We start from the raw sequence: 15291 nt of genomic DNA on the forward strand, positions 1-15291 counted from the left end.
TGGTCATATTCCGGCTGTTGGTATTGTGGTTGAACCTTTGGGTACTCCTTAGATTCCGGGTACTGCTGATATTGTGGCTGGATCTCTGGGTACTGCTGGCGCTCCGGATACTGCTGATATTGGGTCTGAACCTCTGGATAATGGTCATATTCCGGCTGCTGATATTGAGATTGAACCATTGGGTACTGCTGACTGTCCGGGGACTGCTGGTATGGTGGCTGAGCCTCTGGGTAGTGCTGATACTCCGGCTGTTGGAATTGTGGTTGAAACTTCGGATAGTGCTGGTGCTTATTATACATACTCATAAAGTGTGCCGGTGATTCCATGGACGATTCATAAGTTGGAATCTCCGGAACATATGAACCGCCCATCGCAGGATTGTTTCCATAAAATTGCCCGTATCCCGCCTGATCAAAAGATGAGGAATCATATTGATGATCTGTCGTTCTTTCCTGTCGATACGGGTAGAATCCTGCTCCGTATCCTTGCTGTTGCATATATTGCATTTCTGATGTATCGGAACAGCTTTCCCACTCTTGACCTTGTGGGAAGGACTGCTGCATCTGCGGAATGGCCCACGGTTGATAAGGGAGGCAAAACCCCGTTCCCGGCATGATCGGTGTAATAGGGACGCAATCAGGTGCAGGAGCATATTCCAATTCAGGACTTTCCTCTTTCATTTCTTTCGGTTCCACCATTTTGGGTGCTGGTGGCTTTACCATGTTCACCATATAATAATTATTGATATCTATTTCCATGTCAATTTCAGGCATTAAGGGTTGTTCTTTAACGATGTGTTTTGGAAATGGCTCCTCTTTCGCCATCGGTTGTTGTATAAAAGGCTCGGGTTTTGGCTGTTCTTTTACAATTGGTTGTTGTACAAAGGGCTGGGGGGCCATCGGTTGCTCTTTTACTGGCTGTGTATACTGTGTCGGAGCTTCTTTCACACTTGGTTTCACTGTTTCTTTTTTTACACTGCCTGAAGAACCCGGCACTTTAATTTTCATGCCCGGCATCATCATATCCGGGTTGCTAAGCTGGGCATTGGCTTTCTTCAGCTCTTCGAAACTGACGCCGTACTTCTTCGAGAGCTTCCAAAGTGTATCCCCTTTTTGGACAATATGAATTTTCACGCTACTAAATCCCTCCTATGCATATGTCCTTACATACTATGAAGCCCTGGGCAAATTGCTATCATTTTCATCAAAACTTATGCTCAAAAGAAATTATTTATGATAGCGTGATGATTATCTCAACAAAAAAAGGACCTGGTTAGGCCCTCCCATTTATTTTATGAATTATGCCCTTTCCAGCATTCTCTCCAAGGCGAGAACGGCATCATCGGCGATTTTCTTTTCGACCTTAATTGGACCCACGATGTTGCCTTTTTCAATTGACTCCAGTGACCATAATAAATGAGGTAAATCAATTCGGTTCATGGTCAGGCACGGACACATATTCGGATTCAGCGAGATAATCTTTTTATCGGGGTGGGTCATCATTAACCGTTTTACAAGATTGCTTTCCGTACCGATCGCCCACTCGCTGCCCGGTTCCGCTTTTTCGAGCATCTTGATGATGTAGGAGGTGGATCCGCTGTAGTCCGATAGCTCGACGACTTCTCTTCGGCATTCCGGATGGACGAGGATTTTCATTTCCGGTTGTTCTGCTCTGACGGCTTCGATGTTGGCAACGGTGAAGTTTTCATGAACAGAACAGTGCCCTTTCCAGAGCAGTACTTTTATTTCTTGTTCATCTCCGTCATAAAGCAGTTCATCCCGGTGCGGGTCCCAGACAGCCATTTGATTAAGAGGGATTCCTAAATCAAAAGCCGTATTGCGGCCAAGGTGCTGGTCAGGCAGGAAAAGGATCCGTTCTTTTTGGCTAAACGCCCATTGCAGCATTTTCTTAGCGTTGGAGGACGTCACGGTCGCTCCTCCATTTCTGCCGACAAAAGCCTTGATGCTCGCTGTCGAGTTGACGTACGTTAAGGGCAGGATCGTGTCACCAAATATATGCTGCAGCTTCTCCCATGCTCTTTCAGTCTGATGGATGTCCGCCATATCAGCCATCGAACAACCCGCGCGCATGTCAGGCAGTACAACGGTTTGATAATCTGAGGTGAGAATATCCGCTGTCTCGGCCATAAAATGGACTCCGCAAAATACAATATGCTTGGCGTCACGGTTACTGGCCGAAAGCTGGGCGAGCTGCAGTGAGTCCCCTGTTACATCTGCAAATTGGATGACTTCTTCGCGCTGATAATGATGTCCTGGAATAAACAAAGAGGATCCTAGTTTGTGCTTAATTTCTCTGACCCTGTTTTCCATTTCTTCCGTGTTCATGGTCTTATATTTTTCGGGAAGCATCTTTTCCGCCATTTCCAATATACTCATAAAAAATCTCCCTCCTTAGGTTTCCTGCAGTACATTCAATTTTACTCTCGCACTAATATCCAGGGCCCTTACGCTGTGGGTAAGGCTGCCAAGCGAAATATAGTCGACACCACAATCGCGGTATACGTGAAGATTTCCAAGGTTAATCCCTCCTGATGCTTCGGTGATGATGTGTGGCGGCACGAGTGAAATGAGTTGTTTGATCTGTTCTGGTGTCTGATTGTCGAACATAATAATATCGGCTCCGGCCTCGGCTGCCTCGATAACTTGCCCTGCAGATTCTGTCTCCACTTCAATCTTCACCGTGTGGCCGATCCTTGATTTTGCCAGTTGGACCGCTTTCGCAATGGAGCCCGCAAATGAAATATGATTGTCTTTTATCATCACAGTGTCATAAAGGCCGTATCGGTGGTTAAAAGCCCCGCCGCAACGGACGGCATATTTTTCAAGCATTCTTAGCCCCGGTGTCGTTTTTCTCGTATCACACGGCTTTGTTTTCGTTCCATCAAGAATTTGCATAGCTTTCCCAGCTTGAGTGGCTATTGCGCTCATTCTTTGAACCAAATTGAGGACAACCCTTTCCCCTTTGAGAAGCGCAGCCATATTTCCAGTAATCAAGGCTAGCTCATCACCGCTAAAAAAGGAATCTCCATCATGCACCAATAGTTGGACGTTCGCTTTCTCATCCAATAAGGAAAATCCGGTCTGCACCACGTCCCGTCCAGAAAAAATTCCATCCTCCTTCGCGATGAAGGTCAGCGTTCCCTGCTCTTGTTCTGAAAATAACAGGTCGCTTGTCACATCCCGGTCGCCGATATCTTCCATGAAAAACTGTTCAAGTAGTTGCCTTAGCTTTAACTTGTTCATCGAATGCCCGTCCTTTCAATCGGTTTTTCATCACATTTTTATCGATGACAATGGTTTGATGGAGCCAGTTTTTGTCATTTTCCATCGGAAAGTCACTCCGAAAATGACCGCCACGGCTTTCCGTTCGGCATAGGGCCGATTCGGCAATCATCCATGCCACCAACATCCCATTGACAACAAGCCGCTGCTCGATTGGCAAAGAACTGACGTCTTGTTTCCACAGGACCAACAAATCGAAGCTTTCCAGCCAATTGAGCAGAGTTTTAAGTCCTGCCTCGTTTCTGACAATGCCCGCATATAGCATTAACTTTTCACCAAGCTCGGTTAAGGAAGGCAAGTGATCAACATCCTTTTGTCCGGTTGCTTCTATTCTTTGTTTTGGCAGTTCCCGGACCGGTTGCTTGGCGATGAAGTGACCCGTGCTTTTACCAAACACAATCCCTTCGAGCAAGGAATTGCTCGCGAGCCGGTTTGCTCCATGCACACCGGTACAAGCGGCCTCACCGACAGCATACAGTCCTTGAACCGAGGTCCTGCCAACTTCATCCGTTTCAATGCCGCCCATCAAAAAGTGATTACCTGGGGCAACCGGTATCTTTCCGTTGCTGATTTCAATCCCAGTTTGTTCACATAGAGAGGCAACTGAAGGGAAGCGGGCCCGGAAATTTGGAATCATGGAAATATCAAGGTACACCATTTCGCCCCGTAGAAGATAAGAAAAGATGGTCTGTGCAACAATATGCCTCGGCGCAAGATCCTTGAGCGGATGGATGCCGTCCATGATTTTGTTGCCTGTTTCCGTGACCAGCTTCGCCCCTTCGCCCCGAACCGCTTCCGAGACGAGTCCATGTGTTTTTCCATATGTGTAAAGCAAGGTCGGGTGAAACTGGATAAATTCCATATCTTTGATTCTCGCTCCCGCTTTCAAGGCCATCGCTATGCCTTCCCCTGTGGTCGAAGGAGAATTCGAGGTAAAACGGTACAGTGCGCCGCAGCCACCTGTCGAGAGAACAACATGCTCTGCTAAATAAGATTCACTCCGGCCTTCCGGACTCACCGTTTTAACGCCGATGCAGGAATTGTTTTCGCTCATGATAAGCCCGGTAACCTCGAATCCTTCCATCATCTTTACCGTAGAATGCTCCAATCGGTAAAGATAATGTTCAATCAAAAATTTGCCAGTCGCGTCGCCATGACTGTGCAATATCCTTCTCTCACTGTGTGCTCCTTCCAGTCCAAGAGATACTTTCCCATTCTGATCCCGGTCGAATTCCATACCGGCTATCATTAATGAGTTGATCGCAGAAGGCGCTTCTTGCACTAATTTCATGACAGCTTCCGGATTGTTATAATTCCTGCCGGCAAGCAATGTGTCATGTTCATGTTTGGTTATGCTATCGCTTTTGGACATGGCTGCCGCAATCCCGCCTTGTGCCAAATAGGAATTGCTGGTTCTCCATTCAGTCTTTGTGAAAATCATCACATTTTTATCCTTGGCTGCTTCTAATGCAGTCTGGAGTGCGGCGATCCCGCTTCCAACTACAATTACTTCTGAAAATTTCATTTTCCGCCCTCCTGTTTTAACAGGTGTCTTGACACTTATATTTACATACTATTAAACTATTTACAAGAGTTTTTTTAGTTAGGACGTGGGACAATGATTTATTTTGATTATGCAGCTACTACACCGATGGATGAGGAAGCGTTGGAGGTATTCATCGAAGCTTCCAATAGATTTTTCGGCAATTCAAACAGCCTTCATGATACCGGGTCCGCGGCAAAACAACTGCTCGAGCATTCGCGGCAGACGCTGGCTGCACTTTTGAATGTGGAAAAAGAGGGGGTTATTTTTACAAGCGGCGGTACGGAAAGCAATATCGTTGCCCTCGAGACACTCCTTTCATCAAGCAAGAAAAAGAAAAACCATATCATCGCTTCGAAAACGGAGCATTCTTCGCTTTCCAATTATTTATTGAAGCTTGAGAAAGATGGATATGAAATTACTTATCTAAACCATCAAGCAGATGGGATTATTGATTTAACGAATTTGAAAGACGCCATTAAGCCGTCAACCTGCATGATTGTTGTCGCCCATGCCAATTCAGAAATCGGCTGTATCCAGCCGCTGTCTGAAATCAAGGAATTAATTGCAGATAGAGAGATATTCCTGCATGCTGATTGCGTTCAGTCATTCGGAAAGCTTGATCTAGTCGAGGCCGACAGCCTTTCGATTTCCAGCCACAAAGTGTATGGACCAAAAGGTGTGGGCGCCGTGATCTTTCCAAATATCCATCGTTTAAAGTCGCCAGTCCCTGGAACCTCTCATGAAAATGGCTTCCGTGCGGGTACAGTCAATGTGCCAGCAATCGCTTCATTTGTGACTGCTTGTAAAAAAATGTACCAAAATAAAGAATCCCAATGGGAGAAGATGAAGGCTTTACGATCCTTGTTCATACTGGAACTACAGAGAATGGAGGTTTCTTTTGAGCTGTTTCAGTCAGAATCAGGACAGTTGCCCCATATTATCGGCATGATTGTTCCCGGATTTCAAGGGCAATTTCTCATGCTCGAATTGAATCGTGCCGGATATGCCGTTTCAACGGGAAGTGCCTGCACGGTTGGTAAGCAATCTCCATCCCGAACGATGAAGGCAATTGGAAAGAGCGATGACGAGAGCCGGGGCTTGATCCGGATTTCACTTGGTAATACGACTTCAGGAGGCGATATTATTGGACTTACGCAGGCTCTGGCTCACGTCACTAACTGACTCTGCTCATGCAACGTTGCTGAAACTTGTGGTAAAATGAGTGTACGTTCGCGTAATAAGGAGATGCACACAACCATGAAGAAAAAATTACTGGGTGATGATAGAAGGGCACAGCTTTTACATATTTTGAAAACAAGCGGAAAGCCAGTTACCGGGACAGAACTGGCCCGGATTGCCAATGTAAGCCGCCAGGTGATTGTCGGTGATATCACACTGCTGAAAGCAAAGCATGAGCCCATTGTCGCCACGGCCCAGGGGTATATGTACTTCCACACTTCAGCCACGCAAAGCTCTGAGCGAATCGTTGCTTGCCTTCACGGCCCGGAACGGACGGAAGAAGAATTGAATTTACTCGTTGACTTAGGCATCACAGTCAAGGATGTAACCATCGAACATCCGGTATATGGCGACCTGACTGCTTCCATCAGAGTAAGCAGCCGAAAGGAAGTCAAGCAATTCCTGGACAAAATCGCAGCAACGAATGCCGCTTTTTTATCAGAACTTACCGACGGAATCCATCTCCATACATTGATTGCTCCTTCCGAAGAATTATTGGATGAAGCCGAGGACGCTTTAAGTAAGGCAGGTTTGCTCGTGCTGTAGCATATTGGGATGGCGATAGGGCGACCATATTTTAGCTGTCAAAACAGAAACTTAAAAACTAATTCAGACCAAAAAGCAGAAGCTCCAAAAAAGGGCTTCTGCTTTTTTTAAACCGTTTTGGAAGGTATACTAACCGATTTTTCGACCATGAAGCTTGGGTAGCTGCCGAGCAGGGAAACCGTACATCCGAGCGCTTCCAGTTCAGAAATCGCGCCTGGCACCAAGACATCATCCATTTTCATATCCAGGTCAATGATAAAAAAGTAATGGCCCAACCCCGTTTTCATTGGACGGGACTCAATTTTTGATAAATTAAGCTTTCTCCACGCAAAAGCGGACAGAACCTGATGCAATTGTCCAGAATGATCCTCTGGAAGCATGATCATCAACGTCGTCTTGTATCCGCGCGGCACAGCGAACATTTTCTTATACTGTACTTCGGATTTGGAAAGCACGACAAACTTCGTATGATTGTGGTTGAAGTCATGAATATTGTGCTTAATGATGTTCAAGCCGTACTCCTCGGCAGCCAATTCATTGGCAATTGCCGCCATTTTTTTCTCTGGGTTTTCTTTGACCATTTTTGCGGCTGCCGCTGTGGACGTTGTATTTTCACAGGCAATCCCTTTAAGTTCTTTATGTAAAAATTTATGGCATTGAGCGATCGCGTGGGAATGTGAGTAAATGGTTTCCGGCAAAAAGGATGGAATATCATTATCCGGATGCACCATGAAATGCTGCTGGATCGGCGTGATGATTTCTCCTCTGATCGGAAGGCTGACTTCATGAACCAGGTAATCCAGGGTTATATTCACAGAGCCTTCCAATGCATTTTCGATCGGTACAAGGGCCAGATCGGTTTGCCCTTCATTGACTGCATCGAGGCATTCAGGGATGGTCGACATCGCTATTTTTACATCATCCGGAAAAAGCCGTGAAACCGCCAGATCCGTGAACGTTGCTTTCGGTCCTAGAAAAGCGATACTATATGACATTCTATACTCCCTCTTTTTATGAAAATTTACTGTCTATCTTATGCTATTTTTTGATTTATTACAATAGTCAGGTATATCAATTATCAAGAAAAGCTTGTATGTATGGAACAGTGACTGAACCTCTTATTTGAAGAAGGAATGACTAAGACCGATGCACTGTGGCAATCGTGGGTTTGGATAATAAATTCCGAGTTTTGGATAATAAATCTTGAGTTTGGATAATAAATCTTGAGTTTGGATAATAAATCCTCAGTTCGGATAATAAACTTTGAGTTTGGATAACAAATTGGGAGTTTGAATAATAAAACCCTGAGTTTGAATAACAAATCCTGCCTTTAATAAAAAATCCTCTGTTCCGATAATGACCTGAGCCCATGCCATGACAATCCCAGGCCGGCTGAGAACGGAAGCGCCCTTGTCTTTGTCGGGCAACTCACTGTTCACTGTCAAAGTTCATTCCTTAAACTAAAAAAGCCGTACAACCTCTGTACGGCTAAGAGCTAGGCTCCCGAGCCCAGCACTTCTACTTTTTCTACGAATTCCATCTTTCTTAACCGGGAAAGCAGTTCCTCTATCTCCATTGTAATGCCGCTTGTATTCAGCGACAATGTCACGTTGGCCCTTCCCTGCAAAGGAATGGTCTGGTGAATCGTCATGACATTGCAACCTGATGAAGCGACAGTGCTTAAAAGCTGGGATAACGTACCGGAACGGTCTTCGAGATAAAAAAATAGCGTGATCAGCTTTTCTTTGACTACCGTGTGAAAAGGAAAAACGGTATCTCTGTATTTATAAAAAGCGCTCCTGCTTAAATCCACCCTCTGGACAGCTTCCCAAACCGATTCTGCCTTTCCCCGTTCAATCAGCTCTTTTGCGTCCAGCGTTTTTTTCATTGCTTCAGGGAGGACATCTTCTCGAACTAAATAAAATTTCTTATCGGTTTTGTTCACTATCCATGCACCTCTTCCCGACGGTAGTATTCAACAGTCAAAAATCATTTCATCAATCTACGAATTCGAATTCATATTCAAGCAGTCTGACCGTGTCTCCATCTTTTGCGCCTCGTTCTCTGAGCGCTTCATCCACCCCAAACGAACGGAGCTGTCTCGCGAAACGGCGAATCGATTCATCACGGGTGAAATCAGTCATTTTGAACAATCTTTCCACCTTGAATCCGGAGACGACAAAGGCCCCATCAGGATCACGTGTAATTTTGAATTCATCCTTGGATGATTCATGCTTATAGAGAACCCGATGGATGCCTGTTTCTGCCTCTTCCTGATGTTCAAGCAGGAATTCCGGTGTTTCTTCCAGTTTATCAGCAATTGCATATAATAGGTCGCGAATTCCATTTCTCGTAACCGCAGAAATAGAAAAGACGGGATAGTCCTCGGTCAGTTTTTCTTTAAAGGCTTGTAGGTTTTCTTCCGCGCCGGGCATGTCCATTTTATTGCCGACAATAATCTGAGGACGCTCCATTAATCGCAAATTGTATTCCATAAGCTCTTTATTAATGGTTTGGTAATCCTCATACGGGTCACGCCCTTCCATGCTTGACATATCGATTACATGGACAATCACGCGCGTTCTTTCTATATGTCGTAAAAATTGGTGGCCCAGTCCCACGCCTTGTGAGGCACCCTCTATTAATCCAGGCAGGTCGGCCATAACAAAGCTCCGCCCGTCTTCTGTTTCAACCACCCCTAAATTCGGGACAATCGTCGTAAAATGATATTCCGCAATCTTTGGTCTAGCTGCCGATACAACCGATAGAAGTGTCGACTTTCCGACGCTTGGGAAGCCAACGAGACCAACATCAGCCAATACCTTTAATTCGAGTACAATATTGCGCTCCTGGCCGGGCTCCCCGTTCTCGGCGATTTCCGGTGCTGGATTAGATGCAGTGGCAAAGCGCGAGTTCCCTCGTCCGCCCCTGCCGCTCTTTGCAATAACCGCCCGTTGGCCATGCTCAACTAAATCAGCGATTACTTCCTTCGTGTCATCATCAATGACAACCGTACCCGGCGGAACCTTGACAACCATGTCAGGCGCATTCTTGCCATGCATGTTCTTGGACATGCCATGCTCTCCGCGCGGCGCTTTAAAGTGGCGCTGATAACGAAAATCCATCAGCGTGCGCAAGCCTTCTTCCACTTCGAAGACAACGTTTGCTCCGTTTCCGCCGTCCCCACCTGCGGGACCTCCCTTTGGCACGTACTTTTCCCTGCGGTACGCAACGATTCCATTACCGCCGTCTCCGCCTTTAACAAATACTTTGACCTGATCGACAAACATATCATCACTTCCTCTGTATGTATTCTTAAGCTGTGCTTATATCGTTTTAGTCTTCGAAAAGTTCAACTAGAAATACAGCTTCCACGCTGTTGATTTCACGGACTGTCACGCCAGCATTCTTGCTCACTGATTTATTTAAAAAATTACGCAAAACGGATTCATTTTTTATCGTACCCTGCAATTCAAAGGACAAACGAAGATTATGTTCTTTATTTTCATCGATTGAAATGACAAGCACGTTTTCCCCGTAGTCATCCAGTGAATCCCCGAGAATGTGGAACAGCTCTTCCAACCACGCAGAGATAAATTCGTCCATATCGCGCAAGCCTCGTTGAAGTTCCACGACTTGGAATTCAATGTGCAAAGGTAATGACCGCCAGTTTGCCGTCAAAAGCGTTTCCGTAAACTTCGGCATGTTGAGGTTTGAAAGCATGGCTTCATGATGGGCTTCAATGATGATTTCTTCGATTACGGCCTTGGCACGGTCTATATTATTCAATTCAATATTGCCCTTGATTAATTGAAGCTTATTCAGCCAATCATGTCTTGAATGGCGAAGAATCGTCTCCACCGATTTCCGTTCGTTATCCATTTGAAAGCTCCTTTATAATAAAAGCGCTTATCCGTTTTCGCTCTATCATGTTAGTACAAGCACCTTTTGTAGACTCTGGTCTAAGATATATCCGTCCTGTTTTTGCGATATGTCATATTAACCGCACATGTTAGCCGCCATCCAAAATATTCGGCAGATAGGCAAATACTTTGGGCGATGGCAGAGCGAAATAGAAAAGGGCCGGCTCATAAACAAAGGACCGGACGCCTTCATCACGATATATAGCTGACGCGATATATTGTGTACAACCGAAGGAGTCGGACCCTTTTGAGCCAGCCTCTATTCAAAGATGCTATTATGCTTCTTGTGCAACTGGATAAACGCTCACCTTTTTGCGGTCACGTCCGTAACGTTCGAAACGTACTACGCCGTCAACCTTTGCGTATAAAGTGTCATCTCCACCGCGTCCAACGTTTTCACCAGCGTAGATTTTAGTACCGCGCTGACGATAAAGGATAGAACCGCCGGATACTAATTGACCGTCCGCACGCTTAGCGCCAAGACGCTTAGAAATGGAGTCACGGCCGTTCTTTGTAGAACCTACTCCCTTTTTGGAAGCGAAGAATTGAAGATCCAAACTTAACATATGTTCCACCACCTATTTATTTAGAGTAATCTTAATATATTGTCCATAATTACGTTCTATCGTTTGAAGTGAGATCAGCATGCCGTTCAGCAATAACTGAATTTTCTCTTGTGCTTCACCAGAAATGTCCTCCGGTATCACACAGCGGAGATAGCCGCCCTCGCCGCCCTGCTCAATTTCAGGCTTGACTTTGACTAACTCAAAAATCGCATTCACAGCTCCGAATGAAACCGCAGATGCACCAGCACAAACGATATCCGAACCGTTTTCGGCAAAATCGGCATGTCCACTTAGGGTAAACGAAGTAATTCGTTCCTGTGGAGCATAATCGATTGTCACTTTAATCATGCGTTGATTGCGTCAATGACCACTTTTGTGTATGGCTGACGATGACCTTGCTTTTTACGGTTGTTTTTCTTCGCTTTGTACTTGAAAACGATGATTTTCTTCTGACGGCCTTGTTTTTCAACCTTGCCCGTTACAGTAACGCCATCCACTAATGGAGAACCTACTTTCACGTCATCGCCGCCAACGAATAAAACCTTATCAAAGGTAACAGTTTCGCCTGCTTCTACGTTTAATTTTTCAACGTAAACCACATCACCTGCTGCTACTTTTACTTGTTTACCGCCTGTTTCGATAATTGCGTACATACTTGCACCTCCTCGTAATTATTAAGACTCGCCAATCACAGGCGCCTGCCGGTCGGCAAAACTTTATAGCCTGATCTGTGCGGTGTGCTATAAACATAACAGTAAAATACTATCATAAACCGAAAACGATGTCAATATGTTATCATATTGCAGCTTGCACCGCCATTTCAATCTCTGCTATACTGCCGAATCTTTTTATCGCATATTTGTTGTGAACATTCTCCGGGTGTGTTACGAATAGTTTCATCCCGATTGCGGCTTCAAGAGTTGGTCGGTATGCTTCCCTCTCACCAAGCAGCGCTCCTGCCGCCTTTTTGCTCATCTCTACCCAGACAGCTTCTTCGTCACGATGTCGGTGCTCCATTAATTCACGTTCAAGGCGAAAAGCAATTGTCTCCGCACTTTCAATTTTCCCTGTGCCGCTGCAGCAAGGACATGGCTCCGTGGCTTTCTCAGTTAAGGAGAGAGATGTTTTCTTCCGGGTTATTTGAAGGATTCCGAGTTCGGTAAAGCCGACGATCGTCATTCTCATCTCATCCGACCGGCTTTCTTCCTTTAATTGCTCAATAATTCTTTGCCTATGGTGCTCATCCTTCATGTTAATAAAATCAATCAAGATGATCCCGGCCAGATTCCGAAGCCTTATTTGATTCGCGGCTTCCTTGGCAGCCTGAAGATTGGTCTCAAACACAGTCTGTTCTTTTTCCGCTTTACCGGTATATTTTCCGGTATTCACATCAATGACCGTGAGTGCTTCCGTTTCTTCAATAATCAGGGAGCCTCCGCTGTCTAACCAGACGATTTTCTTCATGGCTCTTTCCAATTGCGGCTCGACTTTTTCTTCTGAGAAAATATTATTTCTTCCTTTATAATAAATCGCTTCCCATGCCCCCGAACATTCTTCCAGCTCCTTATAGCCCGAAAAATCATCAATGATTATTTGACCAGTTTCTTCAGAGGCAGTCTCACGTTTGACCATTTTGAGAAAAGTATCGGTTGAATAAAGCAAACCCGGGGATTTTAACGCAGCGGCTTTATTTTGGATCGCGGTGTATTTTGTGCGCAATGCGCTTAACTGCTCATGAAACGTTTCCAGGTTCTGCTTTTCCATCGATGTCCGAATGATTAATCCTTCATTCGCATTCTTGTGCTCGATAGCGGCATTTCGCCATTTTTGCTGCGATTCTAGGCCCCCTTCGAATTTTTTAGAAACCCCCACATAGTCAATTCCGTGTATGTAAACAAGATAATCCGTTGAAAGCTCAATTAAACCGGTCAATTTCGCTCCCTTTGTACCCGTTTCATCACGGGTCACCTGGACAAGCAGCTTTTCTCCCTGCCTGACGAATTTCCCGATTGGATCCGTGGTGGATTTGGAGAGCTGAAAGGACGGCAGCTGGTCGCGGTGCAAAAATCCATGTTTCGCCTCTCCGAAATCGATGAATACGGCGTCCATGCCCGGCAATACTTTCGTCACTTTTCCTAGATATATATTTCCGACGAGACTTTGCTGATTTGGCGAAATTGTCTCAAACTTAACCAATTTCCCATTTTCCATAACGGCGTACCTTTTCTCTCTCGACGCCAAATTGACAATCACTTTCTTCATAAAAAAATCCCTTCTCACTTTTGAAGAAAGGATACCACATTTAATAGGAATATAACAGGTCGCCAATTTTTATATTTGTCATTTTATCGGAAAAATAAGCATGCAAAATTTCGTTCTCGTCCAGGGAACCCCGTTCCTTTCCGTTTTTGAGAATAATGACAGGGTGCTTGCAGCCGCGCTGGAACTTCTCCAATACTTTATGGATTTGTTCACTTTCTTCCACCCTGATCGGTTTAAGCACCACTAAATTACTGTACCGCCCATAGTGTCGCTCCAGTAAAAAACGAATGAATGCATAATATCGTTGTTTCCATTCCATCGAAAGTGATAAGGCAATAAAGCCGGAAATGATCCAAATGTTTAGGTTGAACGGTTGAAAAACGGTAGCTAGCATCAGAAAAATGAAAGCAAACGCCGTTGAAAATAATATCGTAAGACGGTGGGCATCGATAAATGAACGATACAAGGATAGACAAAGAAACAATATTTTTCCGCCATCCAAGGGCCAGATCGGAAGCAAATTAAAGACCAGCACCGCTATATTCATATAAAGAAATTGCTCGAATAATTCAAACGGCATATACGATAGTGTGTGGAGCAGGAAAGCTGCGCCAATCATCCATACATGCTGCAACGGACCCGCGAGAATCACAAGGCACTCTTCTTTCAGCGATTTGTTTCCGCACTCTTCTGTTTCGACTGACCCGCCAAAAGGAAGCAGTGAAACCGATTTAATTCTCCATTTGAAGTGTTGCGCCGCCATTGCGTGCCCCATTTCATGAATGAACACCGTTAAAAACAGCATAAGCATCGGAATGAAATGCGCCGTCAGAACGGAAATTCCGATGACGATCCAAAGGGTAGGATGAATACGAAGTTTGGCAAAGAGCTGAAAATATTCATTCAAATGGTATCACCTTTTTTGGGTCGATGAATGCATCCCCTTTTTTTATAGCGAGATAAAACGATCCTTTTGTACCATCATCACTTGCTGTGACCTTGCCGATTTCCTTTTTCTTTTTCACGGTTTCATACAATTTCACATCCACTGACGCAAGGTGCCCATACCATGATTCGCTTTTATCGCTATGCTGAATCACGACAGTTTGGCCAAGATCCTTCTTGCTTCCTGCAAATATGACAACACCATCGTTCATCGATTCCACTTTCGACTCCGGACCGGTTTCGATCATAATCCCAGCTCCGCTGCTTTCAAAACTCCCGGTTATTTTTCCGGATACAGGCACTTCATTTTGATGGTCTAATTCTTCTTTCCCGGTCTTCGCCTCTGGCAAAAAGGCGATCGGCTTGCCAAACTTGTCCTCATACCAGGTAGTTACGGACGCAAATTGAAACTCCTGATCCATCGTTTCACTCACAAAAGCTCTCGGCTCATCCAATTTATCAGATGGATGCTTAAACATAACGCCAACCACCAAAAATAAGCAAAGCGCAGCCAATATTTTAAAATAGAAATATTCCTTTTTAAAAAGAGGATGCTCTTTCTCGTAAGATGTCGTCTCAAATCCGTACTGTTCCTCATCACTAATATGCGTCCAAGCATTATCCACTCGTTTCTCGCTCATTTTTCTCCGCTTGGCAATCCGGTTTTGTATCTCTCTCCTTCTATCCTTCATACAAATATCCACCCCCTGCGCCTTTTGTACAAGGTTATGATTACCTTGTCCGAATTATGACGGGGAGGATTAATGAGAGAAAATTTGTAGGGCTTTCTTTGCCGAAATTTTATTATGTTGCCAAGACCTCTTTTTGTTGCCGGAACTTCCGTTTTCGTTGCCAAGACCTCTTTTTGTTGCCGGAACTTCCGTTTTCGTTGCCGCTTTTCTCGTTTTGTTGCCGGAACAGGGACTTTTGTTGCCGGAATTTTATTTTTGTTGCCAAGACCT

Annotated in this window: 16 protein-coding genes and 1 other annotated feature; of the genes, 2 read left to right on the forward strand and 14 right to left on the reverse strand. The window is 45.0% G+C overall.

Annotated features, from left to right (window positions below; genetic code table 11):
* The 4 genes from safA to nadB all read right to left on the reverse strand — a co-directional run.
* On the reverse strand, nt 1-1133 hold a 1133-nt coding region (gene safA / locus D0463_RS16230), incomplete at its 3' end, for a SafA/ExsA family spore coat assembly protein (protein ID WP_117308438.1).
* Between the two features lie 165 nt (nt 1134-1298).
* On the reverse strand, nt 1299-2396 hold the full coding sequence (nadA, locus tag D0463_RS16235; protein ID WP_117308422.1) for a quinolinate synthase NadA: 1098 nt from the start codon (nt 2394-2396) through the stop codon (nt 1299-1301).
* Between the two features lie 15 nt (nt 2397-2411).
* Nucleotides 2412-3263, reverse strand: coding sequence for a carboxylating nicotinate-nucleotide diphosphorylase (gene nadC / locus D0463_RS16240; protein WP_117308423.1), 852 nt, complete (start codon nt 3261-3263; stop codon nt 2412-2414).
* Entirely contained in the window at nt 3232-4827 is a 1596-nt protein-coding gene (nadB, locus tag D0463_RS16245) for an L-aspartate oxidase (RefSeq protein ID WP_117308424.1), read from the reverse strand. Before nadB ends, nadC begins: the two co-directional genes overlap by 32 nt.
* A 93-nt stretch (nt 4828-4920) precedes the next feature.
* Between nadB and D0463_RS16250 the strand changes: the two genes are divergently transcribed.
* The gene (locus tag D0463_RS16250) at nt 4921-6030 is read left to right on the forward strand and encodes an IscS subfamily cysteine desulfurase (RefSeq protein ID WP_117308425.1); all 1110 of its coding nucleotides are present in this window, start codon (nt 4921-4923) and stop codon (nt 6028-6030) included.
* A 75-nt stretch (nt 6031-6105) separates the two neighbouring features.
* Nucleotides 6106-6633 carry a transcription repressor NadR gene (locus D0463_RS16255; protein ID WP_117308426.1) on the forward strand — a complete coding sequence of 176 codons (528 nt, stop codon included), beginning with the start codon at nt 6106-6108 and terminating at the stop codon, nt 6631-6633.
* Between the two features lie 107 nt (nt 6634-6740).
* Here the strand turns inward: D0463_RS16255 and pheA are convergent, their stop codons facing one another.
* From pheA to D0463_RS16310, 10 genes are all read right to left on the reverse strand, one after another.
* The gene (gene pheA, locus D0463_RS16260; RefSeq protein WP_117308427.1) at nt 6741-7628 is read right to left on the reverse strand and encodes a prephenate dehydratase; all 888 of its coding nucleotides are present in this window, start codon (nt 7626-7628) and stop codon (nt 6741-6743) included.
* A 500-nt stretch (nt 7629-8128) separates the two neighbouring features.
* Complete coding sequence (locus tag D0463_RS16270; RefSeq protein WP_117308429.1) at nt 8129-8578, reverse strand: ACT domain-containing protein; 450 nt, start codon at nt 8576-8578, stop codon at nt 8129-8131.
* Nucleotides 8579-8630: 52 nt separating this feature from the next.
* Complete coding sequence (gene obgE, locus D0463_RS16275) at nt 8631-9923, reverse strand: GTPase ObgE (RefSeq protein WP_117308430.1); 1293 nt, start codon at nt 9921-9923, stop codon at nt 8631-8633.
* A gap of 46 nt (nt 9924-9969) precedes the next feature.
* Nucleotides 9970-10515: a Spo0B C-terminal domain-containing protein gene (locus D0463_RS16280; RefSeq protein WP_117308431.1), complete on the reverse strand. Its 546-nt coding sequence runs from the start codon at nt 10513-10515 to the stop codon at nt 9970-9972.
* Between the two features lie 316 nt (nt 10516-10831).
* Complete coding sequence (gene rpmA / locus D0463_RS16285; RefSeq protein ID WP_117308432.1) at nt 10832-11122, reverse strand: 50S ribosomal protein L27; 291 nt, start codon at nt 11120-11122, stop codon at nt 10832-10834.
* 12 nt (nt 11123-11134) lie between these two features.
* The gene (locus tag D0463_RS16290; protein WP_117308433.1) at nt 11135-11470 is read right to left on the reverse strand and encodes a ribosomal-processing cysteine protease Prp; all 336 of its coding nucleotides are present in this window, start codon (nt 11468-11470) and stop codon (nt 11135-11137) included.
* The gene (gene rplU / locus D0463_RS16295; RefSeq protein WP_117308434.1) at nt 11467-11775 is read right to left on the reverse strand and encodes a 50S ribosomal protein L21; all 309 of its coding nucleotides are present in this window, start codon (nt 11773-11775) and stop codon (nt 11467-11469) included. Before rplU ends, D0463_RS16290 begins: the two co-directional genes overlap by 4 nt.
* A gap of 14 nt (nt 11776-11789) precedes the next feature.
* Nucleotides 11790-11869, reverse strand: a sequence feature (ribosomal protein L21 leader region).
* A 48-nt stretch (nt 11870-11917) separates the two neighbouring features.
* Nucleotides 11918-13384 carry an Rne/Rng family ribonuclease gene (locus D0463_RS16300; protein ID WP_117308435.1) on the reverse strand — a complete coding sequence of 489 codons (1467 nt, stop codon included), beginning with the start codon at nt 13382-13384 and terminating at the stop codon, nt 11918-11920.
* 40 nt (nt 13385-13424) lie between these two features.
* Nucleotides 13425-14291, reverse strand: a complete 867-nt coding sequence (locus tag D0463_RS16305) for a M50 family metallopeptidase (RefSeq protein WP_117308436.1) — start codon at nt 14289-14291, stop codon at nt 13425-13427.
* Nucleotides 14284-15021, reverse strand: coding sequence for a M23 family metallopeptidase (locus D0463_RS16310; RefSeq protein WP_117308437.1), 738 nt, complete (start codon nt 15019-15021; stop codon nt 14284-14286). The genes D0463_RS16305 and D0463_RS16310 overlap by 8 nt, the downstream gene beginning before the upstream one ends.
* Nucleotides 15022-15291 lie beyond the last annotated feature (270 nt).

The sequence above is a fragment of the Bacillus sp. V59.32b genome (assembly GCF_003429085.1).
GTDB lineage: Bacteria > Bacillota > Bacilli > Bacillales > DSM-1321 > Peribacillus.